At 69.5% G+C, this 20,369-nt stretch carries 14 protein-coding genes and 1 pseudogene; 8 read left to right on the top strand and 7 right to left on the bottom strand.

Translation table 11 applies throughout. From position 1 onward, the window contains the following. The 3 genes and pseudogenes from K2Z83_RS14765 to K2Z83_RS14755 all read left to right on the top strand — a co-directional run. Nucleotides 1-617, top strand: a 617-nt coding sequence (locus K2Z83_RS14765; protein WP_220595953.1) for an aminotransferase class I/II-fold pyridoxal phosphate-dependent enzyme, incomplete at its 5' end; no start/stop codon positions are given. Further along, nucleotides 614-1,921 (top strand): annotated as a pseudogene (locus K2Z83_RS14760) (cobyric acid synthase); the annotation flags it as partial. The gene K2Z83_RS14765 and the pseudogene K2Z83_RS14760, both read left to right, overlap by 4 nt. Nucleotides 1,922-1,932: 11 nt before the next feature. Beyond that, nucleotides 1,933-2,400 (top strand): CHAT domain-containing protein, encoded by a 468-nt coding sequence (locus tag K2Z83_RS14755; protein ID WP_220595951.1) that lies wholly within the window; start codon nt 1,933-1,935, stop codon nt 2,398-2,400. 11 nt (nt 2,401-2,411) lie between these two features. On the opposite strand, the gene K2Z83_RS14750 is transcribed toward K2Z83_RS14755, so the two are convergent. Then, on the bottom strand, nt 2,412-3,149 hold the full coding sequence (locus tag K2Z83_RS14750) for a sulfite exporter TauE/SafE family protein (RefSeq protein WP_220595950.1): 738 nt from the start codon (nt 3,147-3,149) through the stop codon (nt 2,412-2,414). Nucleotides 3,150-3,398: 249 nt separating this feature from the next. Between K2Z83_RS14750 and K2Z83_RS14745 the strand changes: the two genes are divergently transcribed. Further along, nucleotides 3,399-4,262, top strand: a complete 864-nt coding sequence (locus K2Z83_RS14745) for an SDR family oxidoreductase (RefSeq protein WP_370650182.1) — start codon at nt 3,399-3,401, stop codon at nt 4,260-4,262. A 27-nt stretch (nt 4,263-4,289) separates the two neighbouring features. Here the strand turns inward: K2Z83_RS14745 and K2Z83_RS14740 are convergent, their stop codons facing one another. Then, nucleotides 4,290-6,161: a diguanylate cyclase gene (locus tag K2Z83_RS14740; RefSeq protein WP_220595948.1), complete on the bottom strand. Its 1,872-nt coding sequence runs from the start codon at nt 6,159-6,161 to the stop codon at nt 4,290-4,292. 360 nt (nt 6,162-6,521) lie between these two features. On the opposite strand from K2Z83_RS14740, the gene K2Z83_RS14735 reads away from it, so the two are divergent. From K2Z83_RS14735 to K2Z83_RS14720, 4 genes are all read left to right on the top strand, one after another. Then, a complete protein-coding gene (locus K2Z83_RS14735; RefSeq protein WP_220595947.1) occupies nt 6,522-8,093 on the top strand; it encodes a DEAD/DEAH box helicase in 1,572 nt (523 codons plus the stop codon). 184 nt (nt 8,094-8,277) lie between these two features. Then, a complete protein-coding gene (gene glnA / locus K2Z83_RS14730; protein WP_220595946.1) occupies nt 8,278-9,615 on the top strand; it encodes a type I glutamate--ammonia ligase in 1,338 nt (445 codons plus the stop codon). 55 nt (nt 9,616-9,670) lie between these two features. Next, nucleotides 9,671-10,741 carry a C39 family peptidase gene (locus K2Z83_RS14725; protein WP_220595945.1) on the top strand — a complete coding sequence of 357 codons (1,071 nt, stop codon included), beginning with the start codon at nt 9,671-9,673 and terminating at the stop codon, nt 10,739-10,741. A 79-nt stretch (nt 10,742-10,820) separates the two neighbouring features. Further along, a complete protein-coding gene (locus K2Z83_RS14720) occupies nt 10,821-12,047 on the top strand; it encodes a glycosyltransferase family 4 protein (protein WP_220595944.1) in 1,227 nt (408 codons plus the stop codon). Nucleotides 12,048-12,110: 63 nt separating this feature from the next. Here the strand turns inward: K2Z83_RS14720 and K2Z83_RS14715 are convergent, their stop codons facing one another. The 5 genes from K2Z83_RS14715 to radC all read right to left on the bottom strand — a co-directional run bounded on the left by K2Z83_RS14715 (nt 12,111) and on the right by radC (nt 20,350). After that, nucleotides 12,111-13,091: an electron transfer flavoprotein subunit alpha/FixB family protein gene (locus K2Z83_RS14715; RefSeq protein ID WP_220595943.1), complete on the bottom strand. Its 981-nt coding sequence runs from the start codon at nt 13,089-13,091 to the stop codon at nt 12,111-12,113. Between the two features lie 104 nt (nt 13,092-13,195). Then, entirely contained in the window at nt 13,196-14,917 is a 1,722-nt protein-coding gene (locus K2Z83_RS14710) for a helix-turn-helix domain-containing protein (protein WP_220595942.1), read from the bottom strand. 30 nt (nt 14,918-14,947) lie between these two features. Beyond that, entirely contained in the window at nt 14,948-15,679 is a 732-nt protein-coding gene (locus K2Z83_RS14705; protein ID WP_220595941.1) for a hypothetical protein, read from the bottom strand. 90 nt (nt 15,680-15,769) lie between these two features. Beyond that, nucleotides 15,770-19,126, bottom strand: a complete 3,357-nt coding sequence (gene ileS / locus K2Z83_RS14700; RefSeq protein WP_220595940.1) for an isoleucine--tRNA ligase — start codon at nt 19,124-19,126, stop codon at nt 15,770-15,772. Nucleotides 19,127-19,639: 513 nt separating this feature from the next. Continuing rightward, a complete protein-coding gene (gene radC, locus K2Z83_RS14695; RefSeq protein WP_220595939.1) occupies nt 19,640-20,350 on the bottom strand; it encodes a DNA repair protein RadC in 711 nt (236 codons plus the stop codon). Nucleotides 20,351-20,369: the final 19 nt, after the last annotated feature.

Raw genomic sequence — 20,369 nt, 5'->3', positions numbered from 1 at the left:
TTAGCGTCGACCGCGTCCTAACGCAAAACCGTGTACGAGATCTCACACCAAGCGTTGAAGTCGTGGCGCGGGAGCCTGCGGCTGACCGCCCGCCTGTGCGGGCGGATTCGGCGTCAGCGCAGGCCGACGCCCGGCGCGCAGCGCCGCTCCGGCGCGACTTCAGTCGCCAGCCGGTGGGCCTGCTGCGCCTCCACTCGCTCACCAAGAGCTACGCGATCGCCGGGCTGCGCCTGGGCTACCTGCTGGCCGACGCCGAGCTGATCGCGCGCGTCGCCGCCTACCAGCCGACGTGGAGCGTGAGCAGCGCGGCCCAGGCCGCCGGCCTGGCCGCCCTGGCCGACGGGGGCTTTCTGGCGCGGACGCTGCCCCAGATCTGGGCCGGCAGCGACGCGCTCCAGGCCGGGCTGATCGCCCTGGGGCTGCGCGTCCACCGCGCCGGGCTGCCCTTCATGCTCGTGCGCGCCGGCGACGGCGCCGCCACGCGGGCGGCCCTGCTGCGCCGGGGCTGCGCCGTGCGCGACTGCGCCTCGTTCGGGCTGCCGGCCTGGGTGCGGGTCGCCCCGCGCCGCCCCGAGGAGAATGTCAGGCTGCTTGACGCCTGGAAGGAGATCCTATGACCGCCCCCGTCCTCATGGTCCTCGGCACCGCCTCATCGGTGGGCAAGAGCACCCTGGTGGCCGCGCTCTGCCGCATCGCCGCGCGGCGCGGGCTGCGCGTGGCCCCCTTCAAGGCCCAGAACATGAGCAACAACGCCGCCGTCACCGCCGAGGGCGGCGAGATCGGCCGCAGCACCGCCGTGCAGGCCGAGGCCGCGCGCATCGCCCCCACCGTGCAGATGAACCCCATCCTGATCAAGCCCGAGGGCGCGATGCGCAGCCAGATCATCGTCGAGGGCCGGCCATGGCGCTCGCTTGAGGCCCTCGACTACTGGCAGCGCAAGGACCTGCTCTGGGAGGTGGTGACGCGCAACCTCGACGCCCTGCGCGGCCAGTATGATCTGGTGATCGCCGAGGGCGCCGGCAGCCCGGTGGAGCTGAACCTCAAGCCGCGCGACATCGTCAACGCGCGGGTGGCCACCTACGCCCAGGCCCGCACCCTGCTGGTGGGCGACATCGACACCGGCGGGATCTTCGCCCAGCTGCTCGGCACCCTGATGCTGCTGGAGCCCGAGGAGCGTGCCCTGGTCGCCGGCCTGATCGTCAACCGCTTCCGGGGCGACCCGGCCCTCTTCACCGATGGGATCGCCATCCTTGAGCAGCGCGGCGGCCTGCCGGTGCTCGGCGTGGTGCCCTGGCTCGACGACCTGGGCCTGGCCGAGGAGGACGCCGTGGCCCTGGAGCGCGGCCCGGCGCCCGCCGGCGCGGGCCTGACCATCGCCGTGCTGCGGCTCCCGGCGATCGCCAACTTCGACGATGTCGACCCGCTGGCCCGCGAGCCGGGGGTGCGCGTGCGCTACATCGACCGGCCCGAGGAGCTCGCCGGCGCGGCGGCGGCGATCCTCCCCGGCACCAAGCACACCCTGGCGGCGCGGCGCTGGCTGGCCGAGCGCGGCTTCGACGCGGCACTGGCGGCCTTCCCCGGCGCCGTCGTCGGCATCTGCGGCGGCTACCAGATCCTCGGCACCCGGATCAGCGACCCGCTGGGCGTCGAGGGCGCGGGCGGCGATGCGCCGGGGCTCGGCCTGCTGCCGATCGAGACGACCTTCACCCCCGAGAAGCGCACCGTCCAGGTCGAGGCCCGCAGCGCCACGGCCTGGGCGATGAGCGCGCCGCTGCGCGGCTACGAGATCCACTCCGGGCGCACCGCCGTGGCGGGGGCACGCCCCCTGGCAACCATCACCCGCCGTGGCGACGCGCCCGACGACGAGGATGACGGGGCGATCAGCGCCGACGGGCGGGTCTGGGGCTGCTACATCCACGGCCCAGCATCCTGGTGCTGATCGCCCACGGCGTGCGCGCCGATGGCGAGACGATGCTGATCATGCAAGATGATGCGGGCGCGCGGCAGATGGTGTGCGCGGCAGATCTGATTGAGGTGCTCGGCGGCCTGCCGCACCTGCCCGTCGCCGTGGTGCTGGTGAGCTGTATGTCGGGTGGCCTGGGGGACGGGTACGACAACGGGCTGAGCAGCGTTGGCAGCCGCCTGTCGCGGCGCGGCATTGGGGCGGTGCTGGCCATGGCCGGCCTGGCCCAGACGAGTGTGACCGACCACTTTGTGCCCACCTTCCTGTCCGATCTGGCCGAGCACGGGGATGCGCTCGCCGCGCTCGGCCACGCGCGGGCGACCCTCCAGCCCGACCGCTGGATGCCCCGGCTCTGGCTGAATGGGCGCGACGGCCAGCTCTGGGACGAGCCTCGCGGGAACCATTGGCTCACCGGGATCGGGCTGTGGGTTGCCTGACGATCGGCTCCTCACCCCAGCAGCAGGCGAAGCCCAGCCACGAGCGTGAGCGCCAGCACGATGCCCTCGAAGACGCGCTGGTTCATGCCGCTGACCAGCCGACGCCCCAAGAGCGCGCCGAGGATGGCGAAGGGGGCCAGCCGCAGGCTGAGCCAGAGCGAGCCCGCCGTGATCATGCCCAGGCTATAGCTGAACGGCACCTTGAAGAGGTTGATCGCCAGGAAGAACCACGCCGTCGTGCCGATGAAGGTGATCTTGGGCAGGCGCGCGGCCAGCAGGTAGATCGCCATGGGCGGGCCGCCGGCGTTAGCGATCATCGTGGTGATGCCGGCGAACAGGCCGGCCACCGGCCCCAGCCAGCGCGGCAGCGCATCGGCGGCGGGCGCCCGCCAGCTGCGGATAGCCTGCGCGATCGTCAGGGCCACCACGATCGCCCCGAGCAGCACGCGCATGAGCGCATCGGGCAGCATGCCGGTGGCCACCGCCCCGATGATCACCCCTAGCCCCGCCCACGGGAAGAGCCGCAGCAGGTGCCCCCAGTCTGCGTCGCGGCGGTAGACGCTGATGGCCACCAGGTCGCCCGCCAGCAGGATGATCAGCACGACCCCGACCGACTCGCGGGGCGGCATCAGGCTGGCGAAGATCACCACCGCGAACAGGCCGATCCCGCCGATCCCCGTCTTCGACAGCCCGATCAGGAAGGCCCCCGCGGCGGCCATCGCCCACTGCCAGATCTCGAAGTGCATCATGTCTGTCTAGCCCTGCCCATCTCTATATGCGCGATATCTGCGCGCAGGCATCGCGCATCATAGCGCATATTGCGCGAGCGGGCGCGGAGCCTCGTTTTTTTATTGGGTTTGGGCGGCGAAGCCGCCCCCGCACCCTCACCGGGAGTGACGTTGCAGAAGCCCTGCACGGCGTCCCATGTGTCGCGCGGGCGTCGCCTACGGTGTGGTACGATGCGCGGGCTTCATGATTCTTCAGAAAGGACGAGCGCGGTGATCGGCAAGACAGTCGTTGTGACCGGGGCGAATTCAGGGATCGGCAGGGTGACGGCCCTGGAGCTGGCGCGGAAGGGGGCGACCGTGGTGATGATCTGCCGCTCGCGCAGCAAGGGTGAGGCGGCCCGCGACGCGATCATCGCCGAGAGCGGGAATCAGCAGGTCGAGCTCATCCTCGCCGACTTCGCCTCGCTCAGCTCGGTCCGCCGCGGCGCCGAGGAGTTTCTCACGCGCCACGACCGGCTGCACGTCCTGGTGAATAATGCCGGGCTCTACCTGGGCGAGCGGCTGCTCAGCCAGGAGGGCCATGAGATGACCTTCGCGGTCAACCATCTGGCGCCGTTTTTGCTGACGAACCTGCTGCTGGGCGCGCTGCGCGCGGCCGCGCCCGCGCGCGTGGTGACGGTCTCGTCGGGGGCGCACATGGCCGGGCACATCCGCTTCGACGACCTGGACTCGAAGCGGGGCTACCGCGGCTTCCGGGCCTACAGCGACTCGAAGCTGGCCAATGTGCTCTTCAGCAACGAGCTGGCCCGACGCCTCGCGGGGGGCGGCGTCAGCTCGAACAGCCTCCACCCGGGGGCGGTGGCCACCAACTTCGCCAGCGGCAGCGGCGGCCTGCTCGGCATCGGCTTTGGCCTGATGCGACCCTTCTTCATCAGCCCCGAGCAGGGTGCGCAGACCTCGATCTACCTCGCCTCGTCGCCGGGTGTCGCGGGCGTGAGCGGGCAGTACTTTGCCAAGAGCCGCCCCACACGCAGCTCGGCCGAGTCGACCAATGTCGCCGTGCAGCGCCGGCTCTGGGAGGTGAGCGAGCAGATGACCGGGCTTGTGGGGCAGGGCTCAGGCGGTGCCGCCTGAGCCCTGGGTACGGCGCGTGGTGTCGGGTCAGCTCTTGACGCAGTTCTTCCCCGCGCGCTTGGCGGCGTAGAGCATCTGGTCTGCGGTGGCGATCATCTGCTGGGGGGCGTCGCCCCGCTGCTCGGCGACGCCGAGGCTCACCGTGACCGTGAGCCTGGGGTCGAGCGTGTGCCACGCGTAGCCGGCAACAAGGGTGCGAATCTCCTCGGCGACAGTGATGGCGACCGCGAGGGGAGTGTTGGGCAGGAGGATGAGGAACTCCTCGCCGCCATAGCGGGCCGCGATATCGTCGCTGCGGATGGCCTGGCGCATCAGCCCGGCGACCGTGCTCAGGACATCGTTGCCGAGCATGTGGGTGAAGCGGTCATTGATCTGCTTAAAGTTATCAATATCGGCCATGATCGCGCAGAGGGGCTGCCCGCGCTGCGCCGCCAGCGTCGAGAGGTCGCTGACGCAGCTATCGATATAGCGCCGGTTGAAGAGGCCGGTCAGGCTGTCCTCATTCGCCTCGCGCTCAAAGCGGGTGGCCCGCATCTGAAGCTCGCGGATCAGCTCGTTCTGCTGCTGGCGCTCGACCGTCTCGGTGGTGGCGGCGCGGGGCACGTGGAGCAGCAGCTGGTCGGTCAGATCGCCCAGATTCTCGCCGGCGATCAGAGCGGCGGTGGCGCCGCGGGCGTGGGCCGCCGCGACGGCGGCCTCATCGCGGACAATCGCGATCAGGGGGGTGGGCGTCGCCAGCGTGCGCCAGAGATTCCACACGGCCGGGTCGCTCGCCGTGGTGATGATCAGGCTTGGGGATGGGTGGCGCGCGAGGAGCCCCTGAGCGGCGACGACGGTTGTCGCGACCATGGGGCGGTAGCCCTGGAGCCGCAGGGTGGTGGCGATGGTGGCGCGCAGCGACTCGTCCGGCTCGATCAGCAGGGCCTCGGGGCGGTGCTGGCCTCGGCGATCATGGTTGGAGCTGGGCTCGGGCGGGATGCTCTGGCGGCGATCGATCACGAAGCTGCTGCCGGAGATATGCTTGGCCGCCTGCTTCAGCTCCGCCGCGACCTGGCTCATATGATCGACGCTGGTGAAGTCGCGGGCGCTGGTGCTCACCACGGCGATCGAGAGGCTGAGCAGCCCGAACTGCCGGGCGACGCCGTGGCGGTCAATGCCCCGCAGGTAGCCGCGATCAAGGTCCGCCTGGTCGTAGAGGCCGCGCACCTGCTTGTCGAAGGTGGCGATCAGCTCTTTGCAGAGCTCCTCGGGCGCATTGCCGAAGTGAACGATCGCGAAGTCATCGCCGCCAATATGGCCGACAAAATCCTCGCGCTTGGCGGTGTCGGTGATCACATGGGCCAGCATGTGGATGGCCCGATCCCCGCGGGCGAAGCCGTAGGCGTCGTTAAACGCCTTAAAGTTATCAAGGTCGATCCAGAGCAGCGAGAACTGGTGGCTCTGGCTCAGCTGGCGCTCAAGCTCAGCCTGGAGCAGCACATTGCCGGGCATGCCGGTGAGCGGGTTGCGCACCGGGAGCTGGGCCGCGCGGCGCAGGTGGCTGCGGATGCGGGCCAGGAGCACGTCAATATCGTAGGGCTTGATGATATAGTCGTCCGCGCCGTTGTCGAAGCCGGTGACGACATCGGATGAGGTGCTGCGCGCGGTGAGGATAATCATCGGCAGGTGGGCCGTGCGCGTATCATTGCGCATCTGGCGGATGGCCTCAAACCCATCCATCAGCGGCATCATGAGGTCGACGAGGATCAGATCCGGCGGGTGGTCCTGTGCCATGCGGACGAGCTCATCGCCGTTGCCGGCGATGAGCACGTCGTACCCGGCATCCTGGAGCGTCTCCCGTAGCAAGAGGCACAGTGCCGGGTCGTCGTCGGCGACAAGGATCCGTGCTTGCGATGTCATCGATAGCCCTGTCTTATAGGTGGGAGTGAGTCGTGTCGGCAGGGCACTCATGGCGTCTCGACGGCAGATCGCGGGGCGACCCTCGCACATAGCATACCATAGCATAATGACCGCACGTGGGGTCACTGCAGATGTGCTCACACGATCTGTGGCCGAAGGCCGCTGTGCAGGTGCCTGAATTTACAGGTAATGGATCTAAACGGCATCCCGTGGCACTTTTTCCTGACGGCAGACTCCCTGCTATTATACCCGCCCCAGGCGGGCGTGTCAGGCACAGGTGGTATAATGCTTCGTTAGAGTAGTTTACGCTATCGGAAACCCGGCGCGAGCCGCCGATCATACAGAAAAGAGACAGCTTCTATGGCAACATTTGCCGAACTCGGGCTCAGCGAGTCCATCCTCAAGGTGCTCGCCGAGCTCGGCTATGATGAGCCGACCCCCATCCAGGAGCAGGCCATCCCGGTGATGCTCTCGGCCAGCGATGTGATCGCCCAGGCCCAGACGGGCACAGGCAAGACGGCCGCCTTCGCCCTGCCGATTGTGGAGCGCCTGCGCGATGAGCGCGTGCCCCAGGCGCTCATCCTGGCGCCCACCCGCGAGCTGGCCATGCAGGTGGCCGAGGCGATCTATAAGTACGGCAAGGGCCGCCGGATCAGCGTGGCCCCGGTCTACGGCGGCCAGCCGATCTACCGCCAGCTGCGCGCCCTGGAGCAGGGGGTGCAGATCGTCGTCGGCACGCCCGGCCGGATCATGGACCATATGCGTCGCGGCACCCTCGCCCTCGACCAGATCAGCACTGTGGTGCTGGATGAGGCCGATGAGATGCTCGACATGGGCTTTGCGGAGGATATTGAGTTCATCCTCCAGCAGACCCCCCAAGAGCGCCAGACGGCCCTGTTCTCGGCCACCATGCCGGAGGCGGTGCTCGGCCTGGCGCATCGCTACACGAAGACCCCCAAGCGGATTAGCATCGTCTCCGAGCAGCACGCCATCCCGCTGACCCGCCAGGCCTACTATGAGGTGATGCCGCGCGAGAAGCTCGACGCGCTCTGCCGCATCCTCGATGTGGAGACGCCCACCTCGGCGATGATCTTCACCCGCACCCGCGCCGAGGCCGACCATCTCGGCGAGAGCCTCCAGGGCCGCGGCTACCTCTCCGAGGTGCTCCACGGCGACCTCAGCCAGGCCCAGCGCGACCGGGTGATGAAGCGCTTCCGCGAGGGCTCGGCCGAGCTGCTGGTGGCCACCGATGTGGCCGCCCGCGGCCTGGATATCCCCGATGTGACCCACGTGTTCAACTACGATGTGCCGAACGACCCGGAGGCCTACGTCCACCGGATCGGGCGCACCGGGCGGGCCGGCCGCACCGGCATGGCGATCACGCTGATCACCCCGCGCGAGCGGCGCATGCTCCAGATCATCGAGCGGGCCGGCCGCACGCGCATCCAGCGCCAGAAGCTGCCCTCGCTGGCCGATGTGGCCGCCCGCCGCCGCGAGGCCTTCCGCGATGCGCTGCGCGGGGTGCTTGAGCAGGGCGACCTCGACCCCTACCTGCTCATGGTCGAGGAGATGTCTGAGGAGCACGATGCCGTAGACTTGGCCGCCGCCGCGTTTAAGCTGCTGCTGAACGAGGTCGACCAGGATGACACGATCTCCAGCGTCGAGGGCGACGCCGTTGGCGCCGAGCCGGGCATGGTGCGGCTCTTTCTCGATGTCGGCCGCCTCGACCAGATCCGCCCCGCCGATATCGTCGGCGCGATCGCGAACGAGGTCGGCCTCCCCGGCAAGAGCATCGGCAGCATCGATATCTACGACCGATTCTCCTTCGTCGAGGTGCCTAACGAGCAGTCTCAGAAGGTGCTCCACGTCCTGAACGGGGCCTCGATGCGTGGCAAGAAGGTGAAGGTCTCGGTGGCGAAGCCGAAGCGATAGGGCCGAAGCATGCGCCCATGCCGTACCCTGCGCCGGCGGCGTCCCGTAGGGCCGAAGCATGCGCCCCTGGGTCATGGCTGGCCGGTGATGCATCAGGGGCGCATGCTTCGGCCCTATCGCCCGTACAACGTCAGGGGTCATGGTAAAATGGCCAGGCATGCAGTAGCCAGAAAGGCCCCGCACCATGAGCGAAGACCCGCGCCAGAGCCTGATCGCCCGCGCCGAGGAGCAGGGCGTCGCCTTTGTGAACCTTCAGTTCACCGATATCCTCGGGATGGTCAAGACGGTCACCATCCCGGTTGAGGAGCTCCCCGACGCCCTCGACCACGGGGTCTGGTTCGACGGCTCCTCGATCGAGGGATTCGCGCGCATGGTCGAGAGCGACATGTATCTCGTGCCGGACCTCGCCTCGTACACGCTGATCCCCTGGGACCAGCACGAGGGCCTGGCGACCGCCCGGCTGATCTGCAATATCTTTACCCCCGACGGCAAGCCCTTCGCCGGCGACCCGCGCCACGTCCTGGCGACGGTGACGCGTCAGGCGGCCGATCTCGGCTATGGCTTTAACGTGGCCCCCGAGCTGGAGTTTTTCCTCTTCCGGCGCGACGAGCACGGCAATAACACCCCGCTTCCCCACGACAACGCCGGCTACTTCGATGTCTCTACCGACCAGGCCACGCTGATCCGTCGCCAGATGGTGCGCGCCCTGCGCGGCATGGGCATCGTCACCGAGGCCGCCCACCACGAGGTGGCCGCCGGGCAGCATGAGATCGACCTGCGGGTGACGGAGGCCGTCCGCGCCGCCGATAACACGGTGACAACGCGGGTGGCGCTCAAGGCGATCGCCCAGATTAATGGGCTCTACGCCACCTTTATGCCGAAGCCGATGGCCTCGGTGAACGGGAACGGCATGCACGTCCACCAGAGCCTGACCGACCTGGTGACGGGGCAGAATATCTTCTTCGACCCGGATGATGCCTACGGGCTCTCGAAGGTGGCCCGCCAGTTCATCGCCGGGCTGCTGGCCCACGCCCGCGGCATGTGTGTGATCCTGGCGCCCCTGGTGAACTCCTACAAGCGTCTAGTGCCCGGCTTCGAGGCGCCGATCTATATCTCCTGGGGCCGCACAAACCGCTCGGCCCTGGTGCGCGTGCCCCGGATCACCGCCGGGCGGCACCAGAGTACCCGCATTGAGCTGCGCTGCCCCGACCCATCCTGCAACCCCTACCTGGCCTACGCGGTGATGCTGGCCGCCGGGCTCGATGGGGTCAGGCGCAAGCTGACGCTGCGCGAGGCCGCCGAGGAGGATCTCTTCCACATCGACCCGCGCGCCCGCGGCATGGCTATGCTGCCCAGCTCACTCGGCGCCGCCCTCGACGCCCTGCGTGAGGACGAGGTGATCCAGGCCGCCCTCGGCGCGAATGTCTACGAGCGCTTTGTGGACGCCAAGCAGCTGGAGTGGGAGGGCTACCGCTCCTATGTGTCGGCCTGGGAGGTTGACCGCTACCTGTCTATCTTCTAATAAAGAAGGGGTTTCTGGGGAGGCAAGGCCTCCCCAGACCCCTCCCCCGATCAGGATGACCCCCTTCCCCCACGCATTTGTCCGCTACGACGCCGAGGCGATCGCTGGCTGGCCGCGCGAGGCCCCTCGGCCCGATGATGACCCGCAGGCGCGGGTGGCGCTGCTCGGCCCCGAGCTCGCGGCTGGCGGGGCCGCCGAGGCGATCCCCTCCTGGGGCGCCGACACGCCCCCCGGCAGCTGGGTCGAGATCCAGCTGCGCGCCCGCTCCGCCGGCCGCTGGAGCCGGTTCTACCGCCTCGCCGCCTGGGACTCCGCGCCCGCCGGCAGCCGCCGCACCAGCTTCCCCAGCCAGCGTGACGACGATGGCCGGGTGGCCACTGACACCCTGCTGCCCGCCGCGCCCGCCGACGCCATCCAGGCCCGCGTGCTGCTCTGCGCCGCCCCCGGCGCCGATATGCCCGAGCTAGAGAGCTTGGCGCTGTGTCTTACTGGGGGTTGGGAGTTGGGGGTTGGGGGTTGGGAGAACGACGTGCCAACCCCCAACTCCCAACTCCTAATCCCTAGCTACTACTCCCAGTACCTCAGCTTCCCCGGCGGCGAGGGCTGGTGCAGCCCGACATCTCTGGCGATGGCCCTGGCCTACTGGCGCGAGCGCACCGGGGATGATCGGCTGGCCCCGTTCGGCGACGCGTCCTGCGTCCCCGACCTCGTCGCCCCGATGGTCTTCGACCCGGAGTGGGAGGGCACCGGCAACTGGATCTTCAACACCGCCTACGCGGCTAGCCTTGGCCTGACCGCCTATGTGACCCGCATGCACAGTCTGGGGCAGGTGGCGCGCTGGACGGAGGCCGGCGTGCCGGTGGTCTGTAGCCTGGCCTGGCAGCCCGGCGAGCTTGACGGCGCGCCCGGTGCCACCGCCGGCCATCTAAACCTGATCGTCGGATTCGAGGAGGGCCACGTCCTTGTGGCCGAGCCGGCCAGCCGCGACATGGGCCAGATCCTGCGCCGCTACCGGGCCGACCAGCTGTACGACTGCTGGCAGCGCAGCTCGGGCGGCGCGGTCTACCTGCTGCACCCGCCGGGACACCCGCGCCCCGCGCCCGGCTCCGGCGACGGGTGGGCGTGATGTTGGGGCGCAGCAGGGATGCGGGCCAGGCGCCCTGTAGCGCGCCTGGCCCGCATCCCTGCTGCGCCCCTACGTGTGTATGAACATTCTTATTCTCTCGCCGTACCCGCCCTTCCCCGCCAGGGGCGGCGGCGCGCTGCGGATATCCAACCTGCTGGCGGGGCTGGCCGGGCGCCACGAGGTGACCTGTCTCAGCTTTGCGCCCGACACGGCGGCGGTGGCGGCGATGGCTCCTCTGCGCAAGCTCTGCCGGCTAGCCACGGTGATCGGGCCGCCGCCGCGCTCGCTGGCCCGCCGGGCCTGGACGACCTTTTCCAGCCCGCTGCCCGACCTGGCCCTGCGCAATGTCGCGCCGGCCTATAGCGAGGCGCTCAGCCGTATGCTCGCGGCCGACCGCTACGATGTTGTCCACGCGGCCAGCCTGGAGATGGCCGGCTATGGCCTGATGGCGCGCGGCTTCGGCGTGCCGCTGATCGCCCTCGACCAGTTTAACGCCGAGTATCTGCTGCAGCGCCGGGCCGCCCTGAGCGACCTGCGCCGGGGCGTCGGCGGGCAGCCGCGCGCCCTGCTGGCCGGCGTCTACTCGCTGGCCCAGTGGCGCAAGCTGGCCGCCTACGAGGCCCGCGCACTGCATGCGTTCGACCGTGTGCTCGTCGTGTCTGAGGAGGATCGGGCGGCGCTGGCCCGCCTGTCACCCCGGGCAGACCTGCGGGTGGTGCCGAACGGTGTGGACACTGAGCGCTTCGCCCCCGGCGCCGCGCCCCTCGGCGGGCCGGCCGACCTGCTGTTTACGGCGACGCTGGATTACCGGCCGAACATTGACGCGGTGCGCTGGTTTGCCGGCGAGGTGATGCCGCTGATTCTCGCCGCTCGGCCTGACGCCCGCTTTGTGGTGGTGGGCCGGGCGGCGGGGCCGGCGGTGAAGAGTTTACATAATAATGCGTCAATCGTCGTCGTGGGCGAGGTCGAGGATGTGCGGCCCTACGTGGCCGGGGCGGCGGCCTACGTGGTGCCGATGCGGATCGGCGGCGGCTCGCGCCTGAAGCTGCTGGAGGCGCTCGCGCTGGCCGCGCCGGTGGTAAGCACGCCGATGGGCGCGGAGGGGGTGGCCGGCCTGCGCGACGGCGAGCATCTGCTGCTGGGAGATAGCCCGGCTGCCTTCGCCTCGGCCGCCCTGCGCCTGCTGGGCGACCCGGCGCTCGGCAAGCGGCTCGGCGCGGCGGGCCGCGCCCATATGGTCGCCCGCTATGACTGGCGGGCGATCGCGCCGCTGCTTGAAGCCGCCTACGGCGATTGCAGATTGTAGATTGCAGATTGCAGATTGCAAGCCAACTGTAATTTGCAATCTACAATCTACAATCTGCAATTATTACCGGCTGAGGCGACCCTTGAGCTGCTCGGTGAGCAGGGGCAGCACCTCATTCACATCGCCGACGAGGCCGTAGGTGGCCACGCGGAAGATCGGCGCCTCGGGGTCCTTGTTGATCGCCACGATCGAGCGTGAGGTACGCATGCCGGCGAGGTGCTGGATGGCCCCGCTGATGCCGCAGGCCACGTACAGCTTGGGGCTGACCGTCTTGCCCGTCTGGCCGACCTGGTGCTCGTAGGGCACCCAGCCGTCGTCCACCACGGCGCGCGAGGCGCCGTAGGCCGCGCCGAGGGACTCGGCGAGGGGCGGGATGAGCTTGTAGTAGTTATCCTTGTTGCCCAGGCCGCGCCCGCCGCTGACGATGATCGCCGCGTCGGTCAGGTTGACGGCTCCGCTCTTGGGGGCCACGCCCGTCACCGTGGTGCGGATGGCGGTTGTGGGCAGGGCCACCGCCTCGACGCTGCCGCTGCGGCCGGCCTGCTCCGGGGCCTCGGGGAAGCTCTGCTTGCGGGCCAGCACGACGGCGGCGCGCCCGGCGGCGAAGCTGTAGGTGTTGATCACATTGCCGCCGTGCGAGGGCCGCACGGCGCTGATCTGGCCGCCCTCGGCGCTGATATCGATGGCGTCGGCGGCTAGGCCGGCACCAAGGTCGGCGGCGAGGGCCGCGCCGAAGTCGCGCATCTGGAAGCTGGCCCCGGCCAGGATGAGCGCCGGCTGGGCCTGCTCGGCCACAGCCTTCGCGGCGGCCACATAGCCGTCGGTGGTATAGCTGGCCAGCGCCGGGTCGCTCACCACATAGACGGTGTCGGCGCCGAAGGCGATCGCCCGCTCGGCCAGCCCGCCCACCTCTGCGCCCACCACCAGTGCCGCCAGCGGGCCGCCCAGAGCGTCGGCCAGCGCGCGCCCCTTACCCAGCAGCTCCCGCGTAATCGCGGCCACGTCGCCGCCCACCTGCTCGACATAGACAAGTACGCCTGACATATGTCCTCCTGCGGAGGAATGTTGAATGTTGAATGCTGAATGTTGAATGGCCTACGGCGTGTCGCCTCAGGCATTCAACATTCAATATTCAGCATTCAACATTACTAAATAACCTGGTTCTCCAGGAGCTTATCCACCAGCGCGGACACCTTAGCGGCGGCGTCGCCGCCGGCGATCATCTCGCCCTTGGGGCGGGCGGGCGCCGGTGCGCGCGTGCTCAGGGTCGAGGAGGCGAGCAGCTCGGGCGCTAAGCCGGCGGAATCCAGCGCATCGGCGGCCTGCCCGAAGAGGCGCGCGCCCTCCTGGAACCAGCCATTGTCCTCGCAGACGGTGGCGATTCCACGGGCCATCTGGCGCAGCACCGGCAGGTCGCGCGCCGCCACGGCGCGCTCCCAGGCCGCCCGCACATTGTTGCGGTCGGGGTCGATCGCCGCCCGCGCCGCGATCTGCCCGCCGCTCTGGAGATCCTGCACCTGGGCCTGGAGCAGCTCGGCGTAGTAGGCCCGGTGGGCGCGCTCCGTCTCGCCCTGTGGGTCCTGCTCGCCCAGACGCTCGGCGGCGTACTGGCGCAGCAGCTCGTGCAGGTCGTAGCGCGATGCGCCGCCGGCGTCCTGGCTGCGCCGCACCAGGGATGCGTCCACCAGGGCGGCCAGGGTGCGGGGCGATGCCTCGGCGACCTGGGCGGCGGCGGCGGCGCGGCAGCCGCCGCGGAAGACGCTCAGCCGGGCCAGGGCGGCGCGCTCGGGCGGGCCGAGGGCGTGCCAGGAGTGGGCGAAGACCGCGCGCAGGCTGCGGTGGCGCGGGGCCATGTCGCGGTCGCTCAGGCTCAGGAAGTCCAGGTCGCGGGCGAGCGAGTCGGCGATCTCAGCGCAGGAGAGCGCCCGCACCCAGGCGGCGGCCAGCTCGATCGCCAGGGGCACGCCGGCGAGCGCCCGGCAGATCCGCGCGATGTCGGCGGCGTTGTCGACGCCAAGGGCGAAGCCCTGGTCGAGCCGGCGGGCGCGCTCCAGGAAGAGCTGCACGGCCGTGTGCCGCCCTGCGGCGGGCGCGCCGCCCTCGGCGGGGAAGGCGAGGCCGCCCAGCTCGTACACCTGCTCGTCGCGCAGGCGCAGCCGCTCGCGCGAGGTGGTCAGCAGCCGCACGCCGGGGGCCTCGCCCAGAATGGAGGCCAGCAGGACAGCGATATCGGGCAGGTGCTCAAGGTTATCGAGGGCCAGCAGCATCTGGCGCTCGCGCATGGCCGCCACCAGCTGCGCATCCGGCGCGAGCGCCCCGTACAGCGGGATGTCGAGGGCGGCGGCGATGGCGGCCGGCGCCTGGTCGGTCGAGGTGAGCGGGGCCAGGCTCACCCACGCCGCGCCGTCGGCCAGCCCCGCCGCCGGGGCCAGCGGGTCGAGCAGGTCGGCGACGGCCTGCAGGGCCATGCGGGTCTTGCCGATGCCGCCCGGCCCGACGATGGTGAGCAGGCGGCAGGACGGGTCGGCCAGGATGCGGCGCAGGTCGGCGCGCTCGGCGTCGCGGCCGACCAGCGGGGATGCGGGCGCGGGGATGCGGGCGCGCGGGGGCGCGGGCGGGGCCGGCTCGGCTGGCACCGCCGTCTCCACACCCACCGGAGCCCTGGCGGCGCGCAGGATGGCGTCACGGTCCGCCAGCGGCGCGCCCAGGGCGTCCAGCAGCAGCTCGGCCAGCTCGCGGGAAGGCCGCCGCGCGCCCTGCTCAATCTTCTGGAGCGTGGGCGTCGCGCAGCCGACCTGCTCGGCCAGCATCTCCTGGGTCAGGTCGCGGGCGCGGCGGGCGCGCTTCAGCCACAGGCCAAATGTGGTCATCTCGCTCATACTGCGAGAGTGTACCATCCCTCAGCGTTCTATGCGCAGATCGGCTACCTCAAGCCACTGCTCCCCCGGCACGTCCAGCAGCCCCCAGCCCAGCCGGCCCTGCGGGGTGACGACCAAGTACTGGTTGTCCACCCAGGCCACGAAGCACATCGGCCCGCGCGGCGAGGGCGCATCCAGCACCGTCTCCCCATCGACCCGCAGGGCGCTGCGGCGCTCGCCCCAGATGATCGCGTAGCGGTGCCACTCGTCCATGCGGCTCGCCAGCGGTGCCTCGGCCGCGCCCACGGCGCGCTGAATGGGCGGCCAGAGGAGGCGGTAGCCGGCGTAGCTGCGCATCAGCGGCACGGCGAGGGGAGCCAGGGGCAGCAGGGCCAGGGCCTGGACCCTCCCGGTGTCCAGCGCCGCCGCCTTCCAGCCCCGCCCCGGCACGCCCAGCGCCAGGGGCATGTCCGAGGGCGGCGAGGCGTAGAAGAACCAGAGCGCCCGCGGCGGCGCCGGGAGCCGCGCCCACGGGTAGTTCCACAGGCCGAAGCCAGCCGTGCCCCTGAGCCCGGCCGCCGGGTGTGAGAAGCGCGCCCGCAGCCGCAGCGTCAGCGGCGGGCGGTGCGGCAGGCGCCGGCCGCGCCGGCGGTAGTCGTGGATCTGCGCGTCGGCGTAGGCCCGCGCCGACGCGTCGAATATGGCCATGCGCATGCCGTCGCCGATAGGCGACACCTGCGCATGGCCGGCCACGTAGGTCTCCAACGTATCCATATACATACCCGGTAGGGCCGAAGCATTCGCCCCTGTCTCATCCGGTAAAACCTGATGAAATAAGGGCGAATGCTTCGGCCCTACAAGTCGTCACGCCTTCGCCACGCCGATCACCACCTCGCCGTCGCCAAGCTCGACGGCCTCCGTGTGCGCGCCCGCCGGCGCGGCCCCGGCCGTCAGGGCGTCGGCCAGGGTCTCGTCGCGCAGGTAGTCGCCCCAGGCGGCCAGGGTCTGCGCCAGCAGCTCGGCGGTCGCCGCGTCCGACGCCGCCAGGCTCAGGGCGATCCGGTCGGAGATCTCCAGCCCGGCCTGCTTGCGCGCGTCCTGCACGCCGCGCACCAGGTCGCGGGCGGCGCCCTCCAGGCGCAGCTCCTCGGTCAGCGCGGTGTTGAGGGCCACCAGCACGCCGCCGCCGTCGGCCACGGCGTAGCCCTCGGGCGCGCTGCTCTCCACCAGCAGCTCCTCGGCCAGCAGCTCCAGGCTCTGGTCGCCCACCGCCAGGGCCACCGTCTGTCCCGCCTCCACGGCGAGGGCCACGGCGCGGGCCTCGGCGCCCGCCAGAGCCTTCAGGGCGGCGGCGAGCGCCGGCACCTGCTTGCCGTACTTCTTGCCCACCAGGCGCAGGTTGGGCTTGAAGCGGTACTCGACGATCTCCGAGCCGGCCTCAAGGTAGCGCACCGCCTTGACGTTCAGCTCATCGCGCAGGTCGGCCTCGAAGCGGCGCAGCCCCTCGGCGTCGGCGGGGTTGGCGGCCCGCACCCAGAGCTCGCTCAGCGGCTGGCGCACCTTCAGGCCGGCCGTCTTGCGCGCCGCCCGCCCCAGCGACACCGCCGCCAGCAGGGCCTCGGTGTCCGCCACCAGCCGGTCGTCGAGCAGGGCCGCGTCCACCAGCGGCCAGGCCGCCAGGTGAACGCTCTCTGGGATTGCAGATTGCAGATTGTTGATTGCAGATTGGTTCTCGCCATCGGCGCTCTGCAATCTGAAATCTGCAATCTGCAATCCCATCAGGTTGCCGTACAGCTCCTCGGCCAGGAAGGGCGCGAAGGGCGCGGCCAGCTTGGACACGGTGAGCAGGCAGGTGTAGAGCGTGCGGTAGGCCGCCCGCTTATCGGCGTCGGCCTCGCTCTTCCAGAAGCGCCGCCGGTTGCGCCGCACGTACCAGTTCGAGAGCTCGTCAACGAAGCTCTCGATCGCCCGCGCCGCCGGGAAGACCTCGTAGGCCTCCAGGCTCGCCGTCACATCGCGCACCAGCCCGTTCAGCCTCGCCAGCGCCCACCGGTCGATGGGCGTCATGTCGCTGTCCCCTGTCCCCTGTCCCCTGTCCCCTGGCTCCCACCCGTCCAGGCTGGCGTAGGTGACGAAGAACGCGTAGGTGTTCCAAAGCGTGAGCATGAACTTGCGCAGGCTCTCGTTCACCAGCGCCCCGCTGAAGCGGCGCGGGTTTCCGGGCGGCGCCGCGGCGAACATATACCAGCGCAGCGCGTCCACGCCATACTGGCTGATCACCTCCTGGGGCGTGATGATATTGCCCTTGCTCTTGCTCATCTTCTGGCCGTGCTCGTCCAGGATGTGGCCGAGGCAGATCACATTCTGGAAGGCCGGCCGGTCGAAGAGCAGCGTGCTCACGGCGTGCAGGGTGTAGAACCAGCCGCGGGTCTGGTCCACCGCCTCGCAGATATAGTCGGCCGGGTGGGCCGACTCGAACAGCTCCTGGTTCTCGAAGGGGTAGTGCCACTGGGCCACCGGCATCGAGCCGCTGTCGAACCAGCAGTCGGCCACATCGGGGATGCGCCGCATCGTGCCGTGCTGCGGGTCCTCCCAGGTCAGCTCGTCCACATAGGGCCGGTGCAGGTCGAGGTCCCGCAGCGAGCGGCCGACCTTCGCCTCAAGCTCGGCCAGCGAGCCGACGCACACGGCGTGGCTGCCGTCGGCGCTCGTCCAGATCGGCAGGGGCGTGCCCCAGTAGCGCTCGCGGCTGATCGCCCAGTCGATGTTGTTCTCCAGCCAGTTGCCGAAGCGCCCGTCGCGGATGTGCTCCGGCACCCAGTGGATCTGCTGGTTGTTGGCCACCAGGTCGGCCTTGAAGGCCGTCGTCTTGATGTACCAGGAGCGCTTGGCGTAGAAGAGCAGCGGCGTGCTACAGCGCCAGCAGAACGGGTAGTAGTGGCGCACCCGCCCGCTCTTCAGCAGCAGCCCGCGCTCCCTCAGATTGCGGGTGATGTCCGGGTCGGCCTCCTTGAAGAACTTCCCGGCGAAGCCCAGCTCGCCGAACTCGGGCATGACCATGCCGCTCAGGTCCACCGAGAAGAGCGTCGGCAGCCCGTGCTTGCGGCCCACGTCCAGGTCGCCATAGGCCGGGGCGATGTGGACGATCCCGGTGCCGTCGTCCATGGTCACGATCTCATCGGCCACCAACCGGTAGGCCGTGGCCAGGTCAACCTCATCGCCGGGGCCGGGCACGCCGGCGAACAGGTTCTCGTAGCGCAGGCCGACCAGATCGTTGCCCTTGAAGCTGCGCAGCACCGTGTAGCCCTCGCCGAGCACCGCGGGCACCAGCGACTCGGCCATAACCAGCCGGTCCGGCTGTAGGGCCGAAGCATCCGCATCGGACATATGCTGGTGGTACTTGCTGTGCAGCGGATGCTTCGGCCCTACTTCGACATCCACATACACCGCGTCGTGCTTGACCGCCAGGGCCACGTTGGCCGGCAGCGTCCAGGGCGTGGTCGTCCAGGCCACCAGGTAGGCGCCCTGGAGGGAAGCGGCGCGCTGCGGCAGCCCATGATTGCCGGCCCCAGGTGCCAGCTCGCCGCTGACCCGAAACTTGATATAGACGCTCGGGTCGTCCACATCATCGCGGGCGCCCTGGCTCACCTCGTGGTCGCTCAGGCTGGTGCCGCAGCGCGGGCAGTGCATCGTGACCTTATAGTCGCGGAAGAGCAGCTCGCGCTCCCAGAGCTGGCCGAATATCCACCAGAGCGACTCGATATAGTTGTTGTCGTAGGTGTAGTAGCCGTCGTCGCTGACCCAGTAGGCGATGCGCTTGGTGAAGGTCTGCCACTCCTGGATATACTCCCAGACGCTCTCGCGGCAGCGGGCGTTGAACTCAGCGATGCCGTAGCGCTCGATGTCGGGCTTGCCGCTGAAGCCGAGCTTCTTCTCGACCTCGATCTCAACCGGCAGGCCGTGGGTGTCCCAGCCCTCGCGGCGGCCGATGATCTTATAGCCCTGCATGGCCTTGTAGCGGCAGACGACGTCCTTAAAGATCCGGCTGATCACGTGGTGCAGGCCGGGCCGGCCGTTGGCCGTGGGCGGCCCCTCGTAGAACACGAAGGGCTTGCTGCCCGAGGCCAGCGACTTCTCGACGATCTGGTTATCGCCCCACCAGGCGAGGACCCGCTCCTCAAGCTGGGGGAACGACACGTTCGTCTCGACGGGCTTAAACATACGCTGTCCCTTTCCTTCGCCAAATACCACAAAAAACCCCGCCCCTCTGCCCGTGGCCACAGCGGCCACACGGACAGGGGACGAGGCGAAAAATGCCCCGCGGTACCACCCCGGTTTAATGTTGAATGTTGAATGTTGAATGTTGAATTTCGGAATTCAGCACTCAGCGCTCAGCGCTCAGCATTACACTCTGCGAGCGTCGATCAACGCTCTGTCCCGGTAACGGGGGACAAGGCCGGGCACAGCTACTATGAAATGTTGAACTGTGAATTGTGAATGTTGAATTGTGAGCCTTCCGGCATTCAACATTCAACATTCAACATTCAGTTCGCCTGCCGGCTCGGGGGTGATCTTCGCTGTGCGCTCTGCCGCCCGGCTCACACCGCCCCGGGCTCGCTGATGGAGGGTGCGCGCAGCTACTCGTCCCCGTCATCGCCATTCGAGGGCAAGTATAGCAACCCTCCGCGGGGGCGTCAAGCGACCAGAGGCGGATGCGCGTGGCGCGGACCCCGCCTACCACCCCGCGATCAGCCCGCGCTCGCGCATGCTCACGTAGCGCCCGCGCCCGATCACAAGGTGGTCGAGGATATCGATGTCGAGCAGCTTGCCGGCCTCGACGATCTGGCGGGTGACCAGGATATCCTCTGGCGAGGGCGTCGGGTCGCCCGACGGGTGGTTATGCACCACGATCATGGCCGTGCTGTTCTTGCGCACCGCGTCGCGGAAGACCTCGCCGACCCGGATGACGGCGGTGTTCACCGAGCCGACGTAGATCGTGGCGATCTGCTGGACGCGGTTCTTGGTGTCGAGGAGCACGGTGCGCAGGTGCTCCTGGTCGAGGTGGCCCATCTCGACCATCAGCAGCGCGGCCACATCAGCGGGGGATTTTATCTGCGGGCGCTCGTCGACGCCGGTGATCAGGAGCCGCCGGCCGATCTCCAGGGCGGCCTTGAGCGTGGCGGTCTTCGCCTCGCCCACGCCGTGCCGGCGGCACAGCTCGGCATAGTCGGCGCGCTGGAGCCCCGTCCAGCCGCCGTGCTCGACGAGCAGCTGCTGGGCCAGCTGGAGCACGTTGGTGCCGGCCACGCCGACACGCAGGAGGATAGCGAGCAGCTCGGCGTCGGAGAGGGCGGCGGGGCCAGAGTCGCGCAGACGCTCGCGGGGCTGCGAGTCGGGCGGGAGCTCCTTGAGGCGGAGGTGGTAGCGTGCGGGTGCGGGCTGCATCGGAGACTCTCCTTGGGTG

It is taken from the genome of Oscillochloris sp. ZM17-4 (assembly GCF_019599295.1).
GTDB lineage: Bacteria > Chloroflexota > Chloroflexia > Chloroflexales > Chloroflexaceae > Oscillochloris.
The sequence above is the reverse complement of the archived record's forward strand: the minus strand, read 5'-3'. Positions and strand labels throughout refer to the sequence as shown.

What these genes read in the sequence shown, in the direction of transcription:
- K2Z83_RS14750 (WP_220595950.1), bottom strand. Translation starts at nt 3,149, where the DNA reads ATGATGCACTTCGAGATCTGGCAGTGGGCGATGGCCGCCGCGGGGGCC.
- K2Z83_RS14740 (WP_220595948.1), bottom strand. Translation starts at nt 6,161, where the DNA reads ATGACATCGCAAGCACGGATCCTTGTCGCCGACGACGACCCGGCACTG.
- K2Z83_RS14735 (WP_220595947.1), top strand. Translation starts at nt 6,522, where the DNA reads ATGGCAACATTTGCCGAACTCGGGCTCAGCGAGTCCATCCTCAAGGTG.
- glnA (WP_220595946.1), top strand. Translation starts at nt 8,278, where the DNA reads ATGAGCGAAGACCCGCGCCAGAGCCTGATCGCCCGCGCCGAGGAGCAG.
- K2Z83_RS14725 (WP_220595945.1), top strand. Translation starts at nt 9,671, where the DNA reads ATGACCCCCTTCCCCCACGCATTTGTCCGCTACGACGCCGAGGCGATC.
- K2Z83_RS14720 (WP_220595944.1), top strand. Translation starts at nt 10,821, where the DNA reads ATGAACATTCTTATTCTCTCGCCGTACCCGCCCTTCCCCGCCAGGGGC.
- K2Z83_RS14715 (WP_220595943.1), bottom strand. Translation starts at nt 13,091, where the DNA reads ATGTCAGGCGTACTTGTCTATGTCGAGCAGGTGGGCGGCGACGTGGCC.
- K2Z83_RS14710 (WP_220595942.1), bottom strand. Translation starts at nt 14,917, where the DNA reads ATGACCACATTTGGCCTGTGGCTGAAGCGCGCCCGCCGCGCCCGCGAC.
- K2Z83_RS14705 (WP_220595941.1), bottom strand. Translation starts at nt 15,679, where the DNA reads ATGGATACGTTGGAGACCTACGTGGCCGGCCATGCGCAGGTGTCGCCT.
- ileS (WP_220595940.1), bottom strand. Translation starts at nt 19,126, where the DNA reads ATGTTTAAGCCCGTCGAGACGAACGTGTCGTTCCCCCAGCTTGAGGAG.
- radC (WP_220595939.1), bottom strand. Translation starts at nt 20,350, where the DNA reads ATGCAGCCCGCACCCGCACGCTACCACCTCCGCCTCAAGGAGCTCCCG.